This is a genomic window from Bacillus sp. ISL-75, assembly GCF_018613095.1.
Window position 1 is genome coordinate 14,083 of sequence record NZ_JAGGQX010000054.1, and the last position, 20,571, is coordinate 34,653.

The window sequence follows — 20,571 nt, forward strand, 5'->3', positions numbered from 1 at the left end:
CTGCTTTGACCAAATCAAAGTCTGCAGAACCATGACCCTCTATCTATTTAACCTTGGCAACTAAACTCAAATCCTCTGTAATATTTCATCTAGCAGTAGTTTTTCTATTCATTAAAGGAAGCCTGGTGACAATGTTCCATCTTACCAAATTACGGCAATACAAAAGTACTAATATTTTCCAAACTTTTAGACTATGAGAATTCCAAAGAAAATGATTCGGATTTCCCATTGATAAAAAGATTCAGAATTATTAAAATTATATAGTACTTTGCTTAGTTTGTACGTTATACAAACTAAGTAAATATAAAAGCGTTTTTGCCGGGGGTGATAGTTTACATCGATTCATATTAAAAACCTAATTATTTAACAACTAAAAATTTTTGGAGGTGTTTAGTGTGCGTAAGATAGCTAAAATAGGTGTTTCAATTCTTTCAGTAGCTGCTTTACTTGTCCCTACAAGTGCATTTGCATCAGATTCAACCACAGTACAAAAAACATCCTGGGGAATCGGAAACGACCCGCAAGGAGCTTATCAAACCGGAGTGTATCCTAATTTGCTTGCTCAAGCAGGATATACACAAAAAGAGATTGACGCAAGAATTAATGCCGCTTGGGAACAGTTGTTTCATGGCAATCCTGGATCAGAACCCAATCGCTATGATGGTCAAGCGATATACTACCAACTTACTCCTGACATGGCGTATGTAGAGGATATCGGAAACCAAGATGTCCGTACCGAGGGAATGGGCTATGCCATGATGATTGCATTACAGCTCAATCATCAAAAGGAATTTAACGCCCTATGGAACTATGCGAAAACATACATGCAAATTAAAAGTGGACCGACAAAAGACTTTTTTGCATGGCACACTAAACCAGATGGTACCATCCTCAGTAAAGGCATTGCTCCTGATGGTGACCAATGGATTGCTGCGGCACTAGCTTTTGCTTCAAGTCGTTGGGGAAATGGAGAAGGGATTTACAATTACAAAAAGGAAGCAAAACAAATTTTGCATGCAATGTGGCATAATTCCGACACCGGTGGAGTTGATATGTTCGACAGGAAAACATACTTGTCTACATTCTCCCCGCCAGGTTCAATCGGATTCACAGATCCATCCTACAGCTTGCCGGCATTTTATAGGATCTTTGCTTCAGTAAATCCGAAAGACAAGGATCTCTGGGAGAAAGCCTATTTAGCAGGTGAACAACTCCTGGAAAAGGCAGCAAACCCAAAGACGGGGTTGGCTCCATGCTACTCTAATTTCGACGGAACACCTTATAAGGCGCCTTGGGAAGGGGCTGGCCCCGATGGATATAGTGACAACTTTAACGAAGACGCTTGGCGCGCCATCGCAAATGCGAATGTTGACGCAGCATGGTTTGGAGTAAAGCCTTGGCAGACTCAATATTCCAACACACTGCAAAACTTTTTTGAGAGTCAAGGAATGGACACCTATAATAGCCGGTACCATCTCGATGGGACCCCTATAAATACAAATTTGGTCTGGTATGAACCACAGCAACACTCACCGGGCCTCGTGTCAATGAATGCAACGTCTGCCATCTCAGCAACTAATGCCAACAAACTGAAATTCGTTCATCAACTTTGGAATACTGATATTCCATCCGGTCACGCGCGCTATTATGATGGACTTTTATACATGCTGGGAATGCTATACGATAGTGGCAAATTCCAAATTTGGTGGTCCCCAGTTGATCACCGGAATTTATCCAAATAGTTATTTATTTTCAACAATCAAAAATACTGTGTTTTTTCATTGAATGGGGACACTACTTATCATGTTTTAAAGAAAAAAACGTGTGGAATGTTTTTCATTTCCACACGATTTTTAACTATATAATTTTTTCCTGTTGTAAAAACTCACTACATATAATGTAGTCCATTTTATAAAAGATTCCTTTTACCCTTCTCACATTCATTAATGGATCTTGGATATGAATCATAATTCTTCAATAGAAGTTTGCATTGTAGTCCAAATAAATGTATTGCATTCACCGATTTATTCCTTCCCCTGATTGACACTACTTTCCAACTTTTACCTTAGTCATTTCTACGCTCTATTTTGGCTGACATAAAAAATTGATTTTAAAACAAAAATACTCACTTTTTGGGGATACCAAAAAGTGAGTTCCGCATATTGATTTCGTGACCATCAGGATAAAAAATGACTGTCATAGTAACGAAATTCAGAATCTTAATTTATTAGGGCTTGGTAACATGCATCAATCACACGCATATTTTTTATTATACTTTCTCCGGTATACATGATAGGGGAATCTTCCAATATAGCATTGGAAAAATGCTCGATTTCCGTCAAATATAAATATCCATGAATTCTTTCCATTGTTTCAACTGAATCGTTTTGAACAATAATGATACCTTCTCCTCCATTAATATCCGGACGGAAAGCTCTCGGGACAATGATTCTACCTTTTGTTCCGATAATTTCATATTCATTTCTAAAAGCCATGTCAAAGCTACAATCAAAAATCGCTTTAGCCCCATTTTCAAGCTTTAATACACACACCGCTGACAGATCAACTCCGGTATTAGAATCCATTTCTCCATGGACTTCTACTGCTACCGGTTCTGAATCTAAAATAAAACGAATCGCGTGAATACAGTAGCTTCCAATATCGTATAGGCTTCCGCCGCCTTTTTCATTATCCATTCGAATATTTCCGTCTTTTTGTTCCAGAAGAAAGGAAAAGGATGATCTCATGAGTTTAACTTCTCCGATTTTCCCCGAAGCAATAATTTCCTTGACCCGTTGATGCTGTGGATGAAACTGATACATAAACGCTTCCATGAATTTAACATTGTTTTCACGGCAAACATTGACCATTTCGGTTGCATCTTCAGCATTTAAAGCTGCCGGTTTTTCACAAAGGACATGTTTTCCTTTCTTTGCTGCTTCAATTACCCAATGTTTATGCAAGTGATTGGGAAGGGGGATATAAACAGCATCAATTTCCGGGTCGTTTAACAGTTCCTCATAGCTATTGTATAATTTGGGAATACCGAATTCTAATGCTGTTTCACTTCCGCGGCCACTGGAACTTGAGATTGCTGCCACTTCGGAATTTTTAGCTTGAATGATAGCTGGAATTACCTGCGTTCTTGCAATTTCAGCAGTACTTAAAATCCCCCAACGAACTTTTCGCAAGTCCACCCCTCCTAAAAATATTGTTACGAAATGAATTATCTTTTTTGGTTGGATACATCCATCCATACTGCAAAAATTAAGATAAGCCCTTTCACTATATATTGCCAAAACGCCTCGATGTTCATCATACTCATACCATTATCAATACTTGTCATGATCAGCGCACCAATTATGGCACCAACGATTTTTCCTTTACCACCCATTAAGCTTGTACCACCAATAACACAAGCAGCGATGGCATCTAATTCATATGATGTTCCTGCACTAACAGTTGCTGCATTCAATCGGCTTGTTAGTAATACTCCTGCTACACCGGCCAAAGCTCCCATTAAAATAAAGACATATAAAAGAGTTCGTTTGATATTTATTCCTGATAGTGCGGCAGCTTCCACATTGCCACCAATTGCATATGTGAATCTACCAAATGATGTCTTATGTGATACAAACAGAAATATTCCGGCTAAGATAACAACAATTAACATTGGTACAGGAATTCCAAGGTAGCGGTTAAGCATATAAGTTACGAATAAAATACAAACTGAATAAACCGTGACTTTTCCATAATCAAGAAAGGCAGGAGAAAGATTTAAACCTAAGGATTGCCGTTTTGCTCTTGAGCGTATTTTTGAAATGAACAGAAGAACAACTCCGATTATGGCTAATATATAACCAACAACATATGGAATAAAGCTGCTCCCAATTTGACCAAAACTGTTGCTTAATGGTGCAATTGTTTGTCCTTTACTGATTCCAATCAAAATCCCCCGGAAAATCAACATGCCACCCAATGTAACAATAAACGCAGGTACATTACGAAAAGCAACCCACCAGCCCTGCCATAAACCGATGACAGCACCCACAATAATTGCTGCCAGAACAGCAGTTACCGTATTATAACCTTGCCATACTTGTAACATTGCTGCAATACCACCGGTTAAACCTACGATTGAACCAACGGACAAATCAATATGACCGGCAACAATAACCAATGTCATTCCAACGGCCAGAACAGACATAACAGCCATTTGGGTAAATAAGTTTGAAAGATTTCGTGATGATAAGAATTCACCACCGGTAAAAGCTCCAAAGATAATCGCTATCACAACAAGCGCAATGATTAATGTGTAGGATTGAATATCAAATTTCATTTTAATTCCAGCTGCTTTTTTTACTTGTGATTGATTATTTATAGATACTTGACTGTTCACAGCTTTATCCCTCCAGTAGCACAAGCCATTATTTTTTCTTGTGTAGCTTCATCACGGCTGAATTCTCCCGTGATCTCTCCCTCAGACATGACAAGAATTCGATCAGACATTCCAAGTACTTCCGGCAATTCAGAAGAAATGATGACAATTCCTACTCCTTGCTCGGCAAGTTCATTGATAATCTTGTAGATTTCGTATTTGGCGCCAACATCAATCCCTCTAGTAGGTTCATCCAAAATAAGAATTTTAGGATCATTTAGAATCCACTTACTTAAAACTACTTTTTGCTGGTTTCCTCCACTTAATTGACTTACTTTCGCCTCAAGGTTTGGTGCTTTCAGCTTCATTTTTCTAGTAATTTCATCTGCTTTCTTAACCTCGAGCGCGCTATCAATAACATTAAGTTTTATAACTTTATTAAGGGCGACTAATGTAGAGTTCTTCGCAATATCCATTCCCAGAACAAGTCCATATCTTTTTCGATCCTCTGAAACATAGGCTAAACCGGCTTGAATCGCATCGGCAGGTTTTTGGATATTGGTTTCCTTCCCATTGATCACTACCCGGCCCTGCTTTTTACCCGGAAGACCTCCAAATAAACTTGTAAATAGCTCCGTCCGTCCGGCACCCATTAATCCTGAAATACCAAGTATTTCACCTTTTTTCAATTTAAATGAAGCATTTTTTATAATCGTTCTGTTTGTATGTTTATCAAAAACTGAATATTTGTCCACCTCTAACACTGTTTCGCCAATCTTGCGTGGCTCATAAGGAAACAATTCAGTGAGTTCCCTTCCAACCATTTTCGCGATAATTTTATCTTCGTTCATCTCTGAAATTGGGTATGTACCGATTGTCTGACCATCGCGAAGGATTGTTACACTATCTGCTAAAGCCATTACCTCCCCAAGCTTATGTGAGATATAAATACATGTAACACCTTTAGATCTTAAGTCCATTAAGATTCCTTTTAATATTTCAACATCGCTTTCTGTCAGCGCAGCAGTCGGCTCATCCAAGATCAAAATATCAGTATTGTGAGTCAATGCTTTTGTAATCTCGATTAGTTGCTGTTTTCCAACCGTTAATTGATTTACCTTGGTTTCAGGATCGATATCCAATCCAATATATTGCAGCCATTTTTGGGCTTCGGTATTAATCTTGTTCCAATCAATTAATTTCCTTCTCATTAAGTCATGACCAAGGAAAATATTTTCCGCTATAGACATTTCTCCTACCAGCGCCAGTTCCTGATAAATAATGGAAACACCGGCCAATTGTGATTCTTTAATCGATTTAAATGAGACTTCCTTTCCATTTATCAAAATCTTGCCGTTATATGTTCCGTTGGGATATACACCGCTTAATATTTTCATTAATGTTGATTTCCCAGCGCCATTTTCACCACATAAAGCATGTATCTCTCCTTTACCCACTGAAAATGTTACATGATCCAACGCTTTAACACCTGGAAACTCTTTCGTAATGCCTTGCATTTGGAGCGCAAAAGCTTCCATATCAAGTAACCTCCTAAGAAAAGCACAAACGCCTTATTCAAAACCTCTTTTCAAAAACCTGTGTCAACTGATTAAAAAGAGAAAAGACGCTCTCAGCTAGATAGTTTCTTCCAAAACTTTAAATCTATTATTCTTTAATAAGAAGAAGGGGATTATAGCTCCCCCTATCTTCCTTTTTACAGGATTATTTTTTTGCCGGACGCTCATTTTCTGGAACGTTTTTGTAAACATCATCATAAGGATGGAAACCATCTTTAATAATTGTGTCCATCACGTTATCTTTATTTACCATAATTGGATCAAGCTTGATAAATGGAACATCAACTTTCCCATTATTTACTGTACTGTCTGTACTAACTTTTTCACCTTTGGCAAGTTGAACAGCAACATCAGCACTCTCTGTTGCGATGGTTTTGATTGGCTTGTAAACAGTCATTGTTTGTTTGCCTTCTACAATACGTTGTACTGCCGCCAAGTCGGCATCTTGTCCTGAAATAGCAACTTTTCCATCTAAATGTTGAGCTGCTAAAGCCTGGATTGAACCGCCGGCTGTGCTATCATTTGAAGCGACAATTGCATCAATTTTATTGTTGTTTGCAGTTAAACCATTTTCAATGATTTTCATAGCTTCATTGGCATCCCAATCTTTTGCCCATTGGTCGCCGATAACTTTAATATCACCTTTATCAACAAGTGGCTTAATGATGTTCATTTGACCGTCTCTGAACATTTTTGCGTTGTTATCTGTTGGAGATCCTCCAAGTAGGAAGTAGTTGCCTTTAGGTACTTGTTTAACCAACGCTTCAGCTTGCATTTCCCCTACGCGAACATTATCGAAGGAAACATATGCATCAACATCAGCGTTATTGATTAAACGGTCATATGCTAAAACAGGAATACCTTCTTTTTTAGCTTGGTCAACAACCGGAGATAATGAATCCGAGTTGATCGCAATGATAACAAGAGCATCAATGCCTTGTGAAAGCATATTTTGAATTTGCGATAATTGTTTAGCCTCATCACCGTTTGCGGATTGTACTACAACATCTGCACCAAGTTTGTTTGCCTCATCAACAAAGATATCTCTATCATGCTGCCATCTTTCCAGCGTTAAGTCTGAAACAGATAAACCAATTTTAATTTTACTGCCTTGTTTGCCCCCATCCTTGTTGCCGCTTACATTTTTGCTTCCAAGATCCTGACCTCCGCAAGCAGCCAGCATTCCGACTAGCAATACTACCAATAAGCTAGTGATTATACCTTTCAACTTCTTCATTTTGTTACCTCCTTAATTTAACTTTTTTTATTTACAAAAATAATATATCATCACTTCGTTAGTTTGTCCATTATATAAACTAAGTTGTTAGAATTTTTTTATATTTTTCTTTCCTTCCTTCCTTTCTTGTTTTCTATTAATTCATCTCATTTCTCATTTGCCGCCTTATCCACCATATTTATTAAATCATCCATTGTCTTTGCCAACTTACCATTTACGAAAATGGTAGGAGTACCGGTTACATTCAGTGTATTTACAAGATCCATATCCTTTTGCCAAGCAGCATCCGCTTTTTTCGAATCAAAATATTGAACAACCTTATTTACATCCTCATCACTGACAATTTCTTTTAATGTCTCTGTAAGAAATTTTCCATCATATATATCCATTTTTTCATATTTGGTGTCCTCAGATTGTTTTTGATAAAGGAGATCATGAAATTTCCAAAATGTCTTATTTCCCAGTACAGCATAAACGGATTCCGCAAATTTTGCCGCTCGAGTCGAATCAGTATAAATGAAGGAATAATTTATAAAGTATAATTTCGCTTCACCCTTATCTACTTTTTGTTTAATGATTGGTACTACCTTTTCATTAAACATTTTACAGTATGGGCATTTATAATCTCCAAACTCAATAATCGAAACGGGTGCTGAACTTTTTCCTAAGTAAGGCTGATTTGTATAATCAATCTGTGCTGAACTTTTTCCTTTGTAGGCCTCAACTTTTGGACTTGTCGAATTTTGGCTTTTATGAGGGGCTAAAAAAATAAACCCCATAATGATGACTGCCACTAAACCGACCATCCAGAATATAACCTTCGCAGAAGTATTGTTAGAACCTTTTTTTTGATTAGCCATTTTAGAACACCTCAACTGCCTGGGCTTCTATTCTAATAAAATACATTAAATGAATCAGCTATTGGAAGAGAATCTACCAATAGCTGATTCATCGACGTTAATGCTAGATTAGCTGTGAATTAATAGTTTTTAAGATATGAGAATACTGCATTTATAGGACCAGCTGCGTTTGATGATCCGTTGGTAGCGATTAAGCCGACCCTTGGATTGGCCAATGACATTGGGGCGGTACCCAGCAATGTAAATGTAGCTCCATTATTAGTTGAATAATACGCAGTATATTGGCTTCCTACCTTAGCAAGACGGAAAATTATATTTGTTGCGTTTACATTTCTTGTTCTAAACAGCATCTGGCCTCCATCGATAGACCGGATGAGGTTTACAGCTGGCCTTCCTGCATATGTTCCGTAGGTTAGCTTGATATGATTATTCTTATCATCATATACAGTAAGTCCAACCTCTTGTGTGGCTGAAGGTGTGGCTGATAGTTTGACATTCGTCTCATACTGCCAATCGCCTGCAGCCTGCTGAAGGAACAAATTCTTAACCGATCCATCTTCAATATTGCCTGGCTGTGTAGATATCTGTAATCCGTCAGTTGTCAAGCTGTAATTATTTTTATCTTCATTTAGGATTGACCATTGGTTACCTAGTGTACCGGACTTAAAATCAGCGGAAATCGGCGCACGTCCGAAGCCAATTTTATACGTTTGTGAAAAATCGCCCTGCTGAGTAACGATAGTAGCCGTACCCGGAATGGAAGTTGCCTGAGTTACTTTTACTTTCACATTCGGATCATGACTGATTGCTGAAATTTGCGGAACAGTATTAGTGCCATCTGGTACTTTTACTGAGTAGTTGTAAAGATCACCGGAGAATCCAGTTAACTGTTTACCGTCAACATTGATTCCGTCTAACTCTCCTTGTTCCTTAACATACACAACAAATTGAGTAGACTTTTTAACGCCATGATAGCTTGCAGTAGCAGTAATGGTGGCTGCACCGCCATTAACAGTTCTTATTACCCCATTACCATCAACGGAAACAACATCAGGACGGTTACTGCTGTATTTTAATGTCATTCCTTCAGGTAATGACTTGCCATTATTCTTGTAAATATATCCATATAGACTATCGTCGTTCATTGCTGCAGTAACTTGAGGAAAGACTACTTTACCTTTTTCATACATTACACGGCTAGGGATATCAGCCTCTTTGTCACCTTCCTGAATAGGCTTTACGGTAACAACACTGAGTTCAGGATTCAAGTTTCCATGTACATTTATGAACTCTTGCTGCTGGATATCAGCATCAGCACTTGATGTACTAATCTGAATACCATAACGGCCCTGGTCTACTGTATATTTATTCTGTGATTCATCAAAGAAAGCAAGATCAGGAACTTTAACAGTCATGGTAACCGTTTTGGTTTCTCCAGGATTCAATGAGACCTTCTGGAAGCCTTCCAGACGCTTGATTGGACGTTGTAATTCCGCTTTTGCGTCAGGTGTGTTCACATAAAGCTGAACAACCTCATCACCTTTTGTCTTTCCAGTATTAGTAACATCAACACTTACATCAAATGTGTTATTAGCCCGAAGATTTTTCTTGCTAATATCTATATTTGAATACTTAAATGTTGAATAGCTGAGACCATGTCCAAATGGATAGGAAACAGGACCGTTAAAATACATATATGTTCGACCAGGATTATCTCCTGTAGGTCTTAATGTATAATCAGTGATTGCCGGAAGTTGTGAACTGCTTTGATACCAAGTGAATGGTATATGTCCACTTGGATTATGTTTGCCTAAAAGAACATCCGCCAGAGCTTCACCTTTGCGCTCACCATTATAAGAGCTCCAAATCATGGCAGAAACATCCGATTCAAATGAATTAACTTCTACTTGTCCAATCGTTTCCATAACTGCAATTGTATTTGGATTGGCTTTAGCAACTTGATCAATTAATGAAGCCTGTGCTCCAGGAAGAGTCAGGTCGTGACGGTCCCCAGCTTCGTCTGCAGTAGTGTTGTCAGTTCCACCATATACAATAACAACATCAGCATTTTTTGCAGCCTCTACAGCAGCTGTATCTACTGTTTTGAGGTCTTTTGCTGTGGTCCCTTGATCAGTAAAGCCCTTGTAGTAAGTGACTTCAGCATTAGGGTTTATAGCTGTTATAGCATTTTTGATACCATTATAAGCATTTACCATTTTGGCGATACCTGCACTGCCTTGATCACTTGAATACCCACCAAGATACATTTTGTCAGGATTAGCAAAATAGCCTACTACAGCAACCTTGAAGCTACCGGAAGCTGGAACCTTAAGAGGAAGAAGCTTTCCTTTACTTCCGTCTTTCTGTGTGGTTTCACTATTTTTCAACAGAACTAATGAGTTATCAGCTACCTTACGGGCCATGTCTAATCTTTCTTTAGTCTTTGTAATGGCGTTATTGTCATTACTATTAGTCCATGTACCTTCTGGAACACGGTCACGTGCTTCCTTAACCCATGGAACACTATTTGGATCATCAAATTCTCCAAGCTGCATACGAGCTGTAAAGAGACGGATTAAAGCTGTATCAACATCATTTTCTGAGAATGTACCAGTCGGAGTTACAATTTTCTGTGAAACCGCATCTGGTACAGTGTTAGCAAAGCTGTATGCATCACTGTAGCCTGCGTTACAGTTAAGATCTTCACCGGCTGCAATCGAAAAAGCGGTTCTTTCTACCGGATTTACAGGGCGCGTCCATCCTGGTGGAGTCCAATTATGGCCGCCATTTGGATTTGAAATTTCAAAAACGGCGTCACAGTCAGATGTCTCATAACCAGAGAATCCAAACGTTTGACGAAGGAGTGTATCCATTGTGTGAACATTGGCTGATGCTGGTATTCCGTTAACGCGATTATAAGCTGTCATTACTGAACTAACATTGGATTTCTGTACAACTCCTTTAAAAGGTGCAGAATAGTACTCTCTTAGTGAACGTTCATCTACATTTGATGAACCGTTTAAACGGTTGACTTCACTATTGTTAGCTACATAATGCTTAATTGTAGTTACCGTTTTGAGGTATCCTTTGCTCTCGGGCAGCAGCTTTCCATCCATGTCTTTACCTTCCATACCGTTAACAAACTGTGAAGCTATTTGTGTTGTTAAGTATGGATCTTCTGCGTAAGATTCATCATTTCTTCCCCAGCGCGGGTCACGAGCCAGATTGATTGTTGGTGACCAGTAATCGAGCATAAGAGTGTTTTCTGGCGCCACTTCACGAGCCTCATCGGAAACCATTGTAGCTTCCTTATACATTAGCTGCGGATCCCATGTAGAACCCAGGGCAAGGTCCATAGGATAGGATGTTGTGTTATACAATACCGTGGCGTTACCGGTTGGATTGTATTGAGTACGGGCTACGCCATGAAGTGCCTCATTCCACCATCCATAGGCTTTAACACCAAGTCGCGGAATAGCAGGTGCTGAGCTGCTTACCATCTGGGAAGCCTTCTCTTCCAGCGTCATGCGGGAAACTAAATCCGCAGCTCTCTCTTGGAAAGAGTAAGATTTGTCCAGATAAATCGGCAGTTTTGATACAACCTTAGAAGCCTGCACTGAAAAATTCTGTTTTGTCCCTGCTGATCCATCATTAGATGCCTGAACTGGTAAACTACTAAATAAGCTTAGACCAAGGCCAGCAGTGAGTAGCAAGGATAAGGTTTTTTTTCGCTTACGCATTTTTTTTAGCTTACTCATACATTCATTCTCCTTTTAAAATTTATATCAACCTGGTTAACGGAGTATCCTCCATTTAACCGGGAGATTCCTAATATAGGTCTTTCACCTGGATTTCTTGACTCTTTGTCTTACTCCAATTATCAATACCACCAAGTTGAATACATCTTCATAGCCTTCAGATCACGCATTCCTGTGGAATAGTAGAAAATGATTTTTGAAGACGTTTTCAATAATATCAAATTTAAAATTGTTTCCTACTAAGACTTACACGTCAATCAACTAAAAACTTAGTATATTTATTAAATAAACTAAGTGTAAAATAGAAAGGAAGGACCAATTCTAAGTTTTTCATATGAATTATTGAACTGTCATCGCTTTCATTTTTACTTGAAGCATCATGTTCACATGCAGGTAATGCTAATACTACTAATAAAAGGGTAGTAATCCCTTCCGTTTTTTCATATTTTTAAAGACCTTCTAAATATTCAGAATTTATATTTTTATTCTATCACTCGAAAGTTAGTATGTCTACTGGATAAACAAAGTTTAGGAAAAAATACCTAATAATCACTAAGGCTATCGCTCTGCTAACGGCCGTTGAAATCGACACTCCCATCACACCCATCTCCGGGAATCCCAATAAACCGTATATTAAGATCCCATTTCCGGCTAAATGAATGACATTCATGAAGATGGAAACCATCATCGCATCCTGGGTGTATCCATTTGCTCTTAAAATTGAGGATATGGTGATTAACACTGCTTGAATAAATAATGTTCCTCCTACAATCAAAAGATACTGTTCCCCTAATACGGCAATTTGTTCCGGCAGGTGAAAAAACAGTAAGAGTTCAGTTTTAAAAATGACCATTAATAAACTAATAAGCAAGCCAATTAAAAGGTTTAGGGTAATGGAAATGGCTGTCACAGTTCGGACATCTTGGTTTAAACCCGCACCTAAGTATTGCGAGAGAACAACAGCTGTACCCGACGAGACAAAGTTAAAAATGAGAATACATAAAAAGATTAACTGATTTGCCACCCCCACAGCCGCGACAGCATCATCAGAAATATGCGACAGCATAATCGTATCGGTACTGCCCATAATCACTTGGAGAAATAATTCGACAAAAATGGGCCAAGTAATGGTTAGTAGACTGAACTGAGGAGAGACGTTATTTTTGGATTTATTCATCTGTAATCTTTCCTTACACTTCATATGGAAATAAATGGAAGCAACTAAGCACCGGCTTCATTTTGCCATTAGCCTTTATTAGGAATTATTTACTTTCTAAATTCTCTTAATTGCTCATTAAGGTCTTTTGTTTGCGTATAAACCTGTTGGTAGATTGTAAACAGTTTCTTGTAGGCTTCCACATTTTCTGGAATCGGTTCATAAGTTTTATCGGTTTGGATAAAGACTTCCGCACATTCTTGAAGGGATGAATACCAGCCGCAGCTGTATGCCGCCAGCATCGCGGCACCCATTCCAGGGCCTTGCTCGCTTGTAAGCTTTTCAATTTTTGCATTGAATATATCTGCCTGCATTTGCAGCCATGTTTCGTTTTTCGCTCCTCCGCCGATCGAGATAATCGAATCGATTGTCTTGCCGCTGCTTCTAAAAATCTCAATGGATTCGTTTAAGGAGAAGGTGATTCCCTCGAGAACCGCGCGGGCAAAGTGCTTGCGTTCATGGGAAGCATCAACCCCAATAAAGCTTCCGCGGATAGTAGAATCAGCATACGGCGTTCTTTCCCCCACGATATACGGGGTAAATAATAATCCGTTGCTGCCTGCCGGTACTTCCTCCACACCGGCTAAAAAATCATCAAACGCTTCTTCCTTCGCAAACGTGTCTTTAAACCAGCTTAAACTATAACCTGCAGCCAAGGTCACCCCCATTGTATAGTACGTATTTTCTTCACTATGATTAAAGTAGTGAACCTTTCCTTCAAAATCGAGGTCATTTCTTTCTTCATATGAAAGTACGACGCCAGAGGTGCCGATACTGCATACGCTTTTCCCTTCCGATAAAATCCCTGAACCAATCGCGCCGCAGGCATTGTCCGCACCGCCTGCAAATACTTTTACAGCTTCGGATAATCCCGTTTCTTGGGAAAATTCGGCCGATACAGAACCAACAAATGCATGAGATTCTACTAATGGCGGGCAGAAATCAACGGAAAGACCAGCAGCTTCTAATACTTCATTGCTCCATTCCCGCTTTGCTACATTTAATAGTAAAGTTCCTGCCGCATCAGAGTACTCTATGTGGATATTCCCAGTAATCCGATAGCGTAAATAATCCTTTGGCAGTAAAAAAACGCTGGCACGTTCAAAAACTTCAGGTTCATTTTCTTTTACCCAGAGAATTTTCGGTAACGTAAAGCCTTCTAATGCAGGGTTTTTGGTTACCTCTAATAAACGTTCATGACCGACAACGTCATAGATTTGCTGACATTGTTTTGTGGTTCTTGTATCATTCCACAAAATTGCGTTTCTTAATACTTGATTGTTTTGATCTAATAATACCAAACCGTGCATCTGCCCAGAGAAGCTGATGCCCTCGATATCGTTAACATCTCCATCAAATTGCTGAATGAGTTCAGCTAAGCCTGCTGTGGTTTTTTCCACCCACTCTTCCGGATTTTGTTCACTATAACCAGACTTCTCTATTATAAGAGGATATGATTTGGATACTTCCTGACAAACTTCACCATTCTGGTTAACGAGTAAGATTTTTACTGCGCTCGTTCCGAGGTCAACACCAATTACGTATTTCATCCCTGATCACCCTTTTCTAAAAAAAGTGCTGGAGTAATAGGCCACCAGCACTTTTTTTTCATTATTTTAATTAAACTGTTACAGTTGAAAGTGTTTCTAATAAGTATTGGTTAACGATTGCTTTAAGTCGTTCCGTTCTGCCTGATGTATTCTTAATTTCATTTAATTGGAAGGCATATTCTTCAAGCTCGCGGAAGTTGGTTCTTCCTTCTACGATATCCAAGCCAATGCCATCAGTATAGCTGATGTAGCGTTCTTCGATGAAGCTATCTAAAACTTTGTCTTCAATTAATTTATTGGCAACCTTTAAGCCGATGGCAAATGCATCCATACCAGCGATGTGTGCATGGAAAAGATCTTCTGCTTCAAATGATCCACGTCTTACCTTTGCATCGAAGTTCAAGCCGCCTTTTCCTAAGCCGCCATTTTTTAGAATTTCATACATTGCTAATGTGTTAGTGTAAAGGTCAGTTGGGAACTCATCTGTATCCCATCCAAGCAATGTATCACCTTGGTTAGCATCGACTGAACCAAGCATTCCATTGATACGAGCCGTTCTTAACTCATGCTCAAATGTGTGGCCGGCCAAAGTTGCGTGGTTTGCTTCGATGTTGAACTTGAAATAATCTGTTAGGTCATATTTTTGCAAGAATGCCAAACCAGTTGTCACATCGAAATCATATTGATGTTTGGTAGGCTCTTTTGGTTTTGGCTCAATTAAGAACGGAACGTCCAAGCCGATTTCTTTCGCATAATCTACTGCCATATGGAAGAAGCGTGCTAAGTTGTCTTGTTCAAGCTTCATATCTGTATTTAGAAGTGTTTCATAACCCTCACGGCCGCCCCAGAATACATAGTTTTCAGCGCCAAGTTCTTTAGCTACTTCCAACGCTTTTTTCACTTTCGCTGCAGAGTACGCAAATACGTCAGCATTGGGAGAAGTTGCAGCACCATGAACATATCGTGGGTTCGTGAACATATTCGCCGTGTTCCAAAGTAATTTCGTCTTGCTTGTTTTCATGTATTCTTTGATCATGGCAACTAAAACATCTTGGTTTTCATTTGTTTCCTTTAATGTGCTTCCTTCTGGAGCGATATCAACGTCATGGAATGCAAAGAAAGGAACATTTAATTTTTCAAAAAATTCGAATGCTGCTTCGACACGAGCTTTTGCTAAATCTAAGCCTTGAAAACGGTCCCAAGGACGAATTGCAGTTCCTACTCCAAACGGATCTGTTCCGTCAGCTGTGAATGTGTGCCAATATGCAATAGAAAAACGAAGAATTTCTTCCACTTTTTTGCCATTGATTTTTTCCTCAGGATTATAATACTTAAATGCGAAAGGATTTTTTGATGCAGCCCCTTCAAATTGGATTTTATTAACTGTTTCAAAATAAGCCATTCATGATTCCTCCTAGTGGGTATATTGTTAAAATAACTAAAAGTGTAAATGCTTACAAAAGGGTTATTGGAATCTCTTAACCTTAGATAATCAAATCATAGCATGATAATCTTAGTTTGTTCACTTGATAAACTAAATTTTTTGAAAAGGCTGACCGTTTTTTACAAACAACCTTTGATCTGCCTTATGCCTGCTGTACAGACGTGAGAAAGCCTGCTGGCTTTTTCGCTTCTTCAATACATAAAATCTAGTTACTCCACGTGGATAGGACTTGCAGATAAGGTTCACAATAATCAACTATAAACGTGTGATTGAAATAATTATACCATGCGCCAGTAGGTTTGTGTAGGCGATAAACAAAGTTTTTTGTGTTAAAATAGATTTACTACGAAATAAGGAGTTTTTTATATATTGGAAACGATTACATGGAATCATCAAACTGTTAAAAAAAATAACAAAGCCCTTGTATTACAAATGATTATTGAAAAAGATCCGATATCAAGGGCAGATATTGCCCAAATAACAGGGTTGAATAAGGGAACAGTGTCTGCTTTAGTAAATGAGTTATTGAAAGAGGAACTTATTTACGAATCCGGCACCGGGGAATCCAGCGGTGGTCGGCGACCTGTTATCCTTCATTTCAACAAAGCGGCCGGATATGCAATTGGCATTGATATCGGTGTTAATTACGTTCTATGCGTGATGACGGATTTAAAAGGTACCATTTTGTTAGAGAAACATGAAAGCGTAAACCGAACCCCTTACCCTACGATTATGAGCAAAATCCAAAATATGATTGGGTCGATATTGGATGAGATACCTAACAGCAGGTATGGAATAGTTGGGATTGGTGTAGCTGTGCCTGGTATCGTAAACAAAAATGGAACTGTCCTGCTAGCTCCAAACTTAGGCTGGACCAACATTGGATTAAAAAAGGACCTTGAGGACTTATACCATGTTCCCGTTATAATTGAAAATGAGGCGAATGCTGGGGCTATTGGTGAACAACAATTCGGTGCGGGTCAAGATTATCAGAACATCATTTATATAAGTGCTGGAATCGGAATTGGTGTTGGGATTATTTTAAACAAAGAATTATATCAAGGAAAAAATGGATTTTCCGGTGAAATGGGTCACATAATTATTGACATCAACGGAAAGCCTTGCAGCTGTGGCAGCAGAGGCTGTTGGGAAGCATACGCCTCTGAAAATGCACTGCTGGAAATGGCTGACTTTGATTCACTTGAGTCATTGATTAAGTTGGCTGAGGGTCGTAATGAAATTGCCAAGAGTCACTTTGAAGAAATCGGCCAGTACCTTGGTTATGGGATTAATAATATTATTAACACCTTTAACCCCGACCAGGTCATAATCGGAAATCGATTAGCGTTGGCAAAAGAATGGATTGAGTCGCCAATACGGACTACGATTGAAAAACATACTCTTGCGCTCCATCAAAATGGGTTGCAATTAGATTTTTCACGGCTTGGAAAATATTCGAGCGCATTAGGTGTTTCTGCTTTTGTTGTTGAGAACTTTATCAAGGCCGAAGCAAGAAGTTTATAGATGTGCATTACAAAACGCATCTCATTATAATTTATCACGTATTATTTATTTTTCCCAGCAAGAGATAATGATGGTATTTTCAGAATCGGCGTCGCGACAAGCTCGAATCCTGCAAGACCTTTTACACCAGAGGTCTGACCTCTGAATTTCAGCCTAAGGTTTGAACAAATATGCGTTAAGTAACAATAAGGCCCATTTCAGTTAATGTCTGGAATGGGCCTTATTGTTTTTTGTTATATGAACATCATGAAATCATTTCTATTCATCTGAATCAATATATTTCACGATTTCCTCGCAAATTTCATGGGTAATCAGTGAATCATCAATAGATGGTTCAGGTGTGTTATTATTTTGAACGCAATCGATAAAATGTTCTACTAATTGATAAAAGCCGCGTTAAGCTTGAGCCTCCTTCTCTAAGATTTTCTTCATCATCGCCAATTAGTAGTTTAATGGCAATATACACTAGAAGAAGCCCACCTATAAAAGTTACAAAAGGTACGTCTAGTAGATAAATAATTGCTACTGCAAATATTAAACGTAAAATAATGGCTCCAAATGTTCCCCAAAAGATCGCTTTCTTTTGTTGTTTCTTTGGAACATACGTGATGCCATTGCGATAACGACTGCGTTATCTCCACTTAAGACAATATTGATTAAAATTATTTTCAAGAGTACCGCAAATGACAAACCAAAAATCTCCAAAATATTCACCTCTAGAAAAAGTTAACTTTGTCATTATATTAATTTGATGTAAAAAAAAGACCTTTTCTTATGGGGGACGGTTCCTGCGTTCGGCACTAGCCTAATTAAAAACCATGAGAACCGTCACCATGGAATTTAGACGCGGAAAAATGGAAAGGTAACTCTATATTCATTCTTCTCATTCCGATTTTCATCATATCTAAAAATGGCGTTAAATTAGATCCGCTACACCCCTTGATTTATATGCAACTGTCCTTCCGGGCGCATAAATAAATTCTTGAAAAATCAGATAACACATTTTAGGAACAGATAGACGCCAAAAAACAGTATAACCAACTGGGGCTCCAAAAAACTGATAGTTATTTTTCCAGTTTTTATAGCGTTCTGCATCGTCATCACGAACAATTCCCATGCTTTTAAACGACTCTGCAAAGCTCTTTTTCATTCGATTATCAATATACTCAGGCCATTCTTTCGGAGTAGGCAAATCCTGTGTGTGCGGTTCATGATTTTGAAACGACTCTAAGTAAGCCGATCGCAATGCTTCTAACTTTTCTCCTGCCGCAACATATATTTCCCAAGGCTGTGAATTTGCCCAGGACGGTGCGCGGCTAGCCGCCTTCAATACCTCTATCAGTAATTCCTTGCTGACTGGCTTATTTAGATATTTGTTGGTCGTTTGCCTTTCAAAAAATATTTTTGTAGATTCCAAAGGAAGCCCTCCTATAGCCTTATAAAAGTGAGAAAGCTGATATCAAAAGGACATAAGATCATGCCTTCTGAAATCAGCCTCGTTATTTATTGTGGATAGAAATCCGTACTGAATTTAAGCGTTTGCTATCTCTAACGTTTCGCTTGTATATCTTTTCAAGATATTTAACAAGCCTTCATTAATTTTGCAGTTTTTGAAGGCAAATGACTGCATAATTAGGTCAATTTCTTCTTCGGATAGATTTTTAAAAATCTTAGCATACTCTGGCTGTATTAGCGCCCCAGCATAGATGGTGAAAAGGGCTTGTGAAAGGCTAGCTAGATTATAGCCGTGAGATATTTCCGGATTCACCACCTCTTCCAAATGGCTGGCCAATTCCGCAGCTAATTCTCTTGCTTTAAAGCCTGGCAGCCAAATCATCCAATCATCGGTATTTAAGGCATGTTTCATTTTAAATATCGAAGCAACCTTTTTCATATACTCTGATTCTGGATCCAGTGTCACTAAACCCATAACACCGACATCTTTATAAGTCCAAGTGGTCCAATGTGCTCCAAATTCTTCAAAGATACCAAGTTGATCATCCATCGCACTTAAACGATCAGGGATTTCATTTTCTGGGCCATTATAGACAGAGCCAAACTCCCCTACCCAAAGAGGAACGTTATACTTCTGTGCATATTTAGTTCCTTCATGGTTATAAAATACTTCCTCTTGCACAGCTTTATCCCAATATCGGCCGCTTATCACGCGAGGTGTTTTTGCATCAGCCACTCCTGGGTATGGTCCAGGTCCAAAACCGGCTGCTGTATAGTTATGACTGCTGTAGACCAGATTTCTAGCAAAAGGTGCTTCTAAACCATCAAATAATTTAGAGTAGTTATCTCCTTCAAGGAAAATGATATGGTCAGAATCAATCGAACGGATTGCTTCAACCACACGTCTGTAGACCCGATTCATTCTTTCCCAATCCGGTTTATAATCACCAAAAAATGTATGCGGGAAATCTCCGTGTGGTGTATTCACACATGGCTCATTCATAACGTTAAAGCCTGCAATTACTCCTCTTCCTTTGTAACGTCGTGCAAACTCCTCCCACAAAGCAACAAACCTGTCTTGATAAGTTTTATCATGCCAGAAGAAGCTGTGACGTACATCATTATCTGAATGCCAGTGAGTGTTTTGGAAGCCCTGGACTGCATGAAGATCCAGAATCACGTATAGCCCGTGTTTTTCGCATAAATCAATTATCTTGTCCAAGCGCTCGAATCCTGTTTCTTTGTACGTAAACGGTGCTTCATCATCCTCAAAGTGACGATAATTTAAGGGAATTCGGATCGTCGTTGCACCCCAGCTTTTAATAAACTCAATGTCGTCTTCGCCGAAGAAGTAATGAAGCAATCTGTCAAATAAAAATTCAGCTTTTGCTTTTCCAATCACTTCAGCAACCGTATGACGAAGAGCATGTTCAGTTCCAGTATAGCCGTTAATAAAATCTTCCATGTTCATCCAGCCGCCAATGCATGTACCTCTTAGTTGAATTGGCTTGCCGGCAGAATCAGTAATTTTATTATTTTTCACCTGAAGCATTTCCATGAATATTCCCTTCC

At 38.8% G+C, this 20,571-nt stretch carries 13 protein-coding genes and 1 pseudogene; 2 read left to right on the forward strand and 12 right to left on the reverse strand.

All coding sequences use genetic code 11. The features are described from left to right. Nucleotides 1-395 precede the first annotated feature (395 nt). Entirely contained in the window at nt 396-1,742 is a 1,347-nt protein-coding gene (locus J7E63_RS21620; protein ID WP_215016272.1) for a family 8 glycosyl hydrolase, read from the forward strand. A 477-nt stretch (nt 1,743-2,219) separates the two neighbouring features. Here the strand turns inward: J7E63_RS21620 and J7E63_RS21625 are convergent, their stop codons facing one another. The 9 genes from J7E63_RS21625 to xylA all read right to left on the reverse strand — a co-directional run bounded on the left by J7E63_RS21625 (nt 2,220) and on the right by xylA (nt 15,978). Continuing rightward, nucleotides 2,220-3,191 carry a Gfo/Idh/MocA family protein gene (locus J7E63_RS21625; RefSeq protein WP_251033669.1) on the reverse strand — a complete coding sequence of 324 codons (972 nt, stop codon included), beginning with the start codon at nt 3,189-3,191 and terminating at the stop codon, nt 2,220-2,222. A gap of 35 nt (nt 3,192-3,226) precedes the next feature. Further along, nucleotides 3,227-4,399 (reverse strand): sugar ABC transporter permease, encoded by a 1,173-nt coding sequence (locus J7E63_RS21630; protein ID WP_374193775.1) that lies wholly within the window; start codon nt 4,397-4,399, stop codon nt 3,227-3,229. Beyond that, on the reverse strand, nt 4,396-5,916 hold the full coding sequence (locus tag J7E63_RS21635; protein ID WP_215016287.1) for a xylose ABC transporter ATP-binding protein: 1,521 nt from the start codon (nt 5,914-5,916) through the stop codon (nt 4,396-4,398). Before J7E63_RS21635 ends, J7E63_RS21630 begins: the two co-directional genes overlap by 4 nt. A gap of 184 nt (nt 5,917-6,100) precedes the next feature. Next, complete coding sequence (xylF, locus tag J7E63_RS21640) at nt 6,101-7,192, reverse strand: D-xylose ABC transporter substrate-binding protein (protein WP_215016294.1); 1,092 nt, start codon at nt 7,190-7,192, stop codon at nt 6,101-6,103. A gap of 146 nt (nt 7,193-7,338) precedes the next feature. Further along, nucleotides 7,339-8,052 carry a DsbA family protein gene (locus J7E63_RS21645; protein WP_215016302.1) on the reverse strand — a complete coding sequence of 238 codons (714 nt, stop codon included), beginning with the start codon at nt 8,050-8,052 and terminating at the stop codon, nt 7,339-7,341. Between the two features lie 119 nt (nt 8,053-8,171). Continuing rightward, complete coding sequence (locus J7E63_RS21650) at nt 8,172-11,810, reverse strand: glycoside hydrolase family 3 C-terminal domain-containing protein (protein ID WP_215016310.1); 3,639 nt, start codon at nt 11,808-11,810, stop codon at nt 8,172-8,174. Between the two features lie 490 nt (nt 11,811-12,300). After that, nucleotides 12,301-12,987: an MATE family efflux transporter gene (locus tag J7E63_RS21655; protein ID WP_215016322.1), complete on the reverse strand. Its 687-nt coding sequence runs from the start codon at nt 12,985-12,987 to the stop codon at nt 12,301-12,303. A gap of 89 nt (nt 12,988-13,076) precedes the next feature. Next, nucleotides 13,077-14,576 (reverse strand): xylulokinase, encoded by a 1,500-nt coding sequence (gene xylB / locus J7E63_RS21660; protein WP_215016330.1) that lies wholly within the window; start codon nt 14,574-14,576, stop codon nt 13,077-13,079. A 70-nt stretch (nt 14,577-14,646) separates the two neighbouring features. Beyond that, nucleotides 14,647-15,978, reverse strand: a complete 1,332-nt coding sequence (xylA, locus tag J7E63_RS21665) for a xylose isomerase (RefSeq protein WP_215016338.1) — start codon at nt 15,976-15,978, stop codon at nt 14,647-14,649. A 411-nt stretch (nt 15,979-16,389) separates the two neighbouring features. Between xylA and J7E63_RS21670 the strand changes: the two genes are divergently transcribed. Next, the gene (locus tag J7E63_RS21670; RefSeq protein WP_251033670.1) at nt 16,390-17,544 is read left to right on the forward strand and encodes an ROK family transcriptional regulator; all 1,155 of its coding nucleotides are present in this window, start codon (nt 16,390-16,392) and stop codon (nt 17,542-17,544) included. 427 nt (nt 17,545-17,971) lie between these two features. Here the strand turns inward: J7E63_RS21670 and J7E63_RS21675 are convergent. From J7E63_RS21675 to J7E63_RS21685, 3 genes and pseudogenes are all read right to left on the reverse strand, one after another. Then, a pseudogene (locus tag J7E63_RS21675) lies at nt 17,972-18,258 on the reverse strand (TerC family protein); the annotation flags it as partial. A gap of 202 nt (nt 18,259-18,460) precedes the next feature. Further along, nucleotides 18,461-18,961 (reverse strand): nitroreductase family protein, encoded by a 501-nt coding sequence (locus J7E63_RS21680; protein WP_215016351.1) that lies wholly within the window; start codon nt 18,959-18,961, stop codon nt 18,461-18,463. Nucleotides 18,962-19,075: 114 nt separating this feature from the next. Next, a complete protein-coding gene (locus tag J7E63_RS21685; protein WP_215016353.1) occupies nt 19,076-20,557 on the reverse strand; it encodes a glycoside hydrolase family 5 protein in 1,482 nt (493 codons plus the stop codon). Nucleotides 20,558-20,571 lie beyond the last annotated feature (14 nt).

Excerpts from the sequence above, each read along its gene's own strand:
- J7E63_RS21635 (WP_215016287.1), bottom strand. The coding sequence starts at position 5,916 with ATGGAAGCTTTTGCGCTCCAAATGCAAGGCATTACGAAAGAGTTTCCA.
- xylF (WP_215016294.1), bottom strand. The coding sequence starts at position 7,192 with ATGAAGAAGTTGAAAGGTATAATCACTAGCTTATTGGTAGTATTGCTA.
- J7E63_RS21645 (WP_215016302.1), bottom strand. The coding sequence starts at position 8,052 with ATGGCTAATCAAAAAAAAGGTTCTAACAATACTTCTGCGAAGGTTATA.
- J7E63_RS21650 (WP_215016310.1), bottom strand. The coding sequence starts at position 11,810 with ATGAGTAAGCTAAAAAAAATGCGTAAGCGAAAAAAAACCTTATCCTTG.
- J7E63_RS21655 (WP_215016322.1), bottom strand. The coding sequence starts at position 12,987 with ATGAATAAATCCAAAAATAACGTCTCTCCTCAGTTCAGTCTACTAACC.
- xylB (WP_215016330.1), bottom strand. The coding sequence starts at position 14,576 with ATGAAATACGTAATTGGTGTTGACCTCGGAACGAGCGCAGTAAAAATC.
- xylA (WP_215016338.1), bottom strand. The coding sequence starts at position 15,978 with ATGGCTTATTTTGAAACAGTTAATAAAATCCAATTTGAAGGGGCTGCA.
- J7E63_RS21685 (WP_215016353.1), bottom strand. The coding sequence starts at position 20,557 with ATGGAAATGCTTCAGGTGAAAAATAATAAAATTACTGATTCTGCCGGC.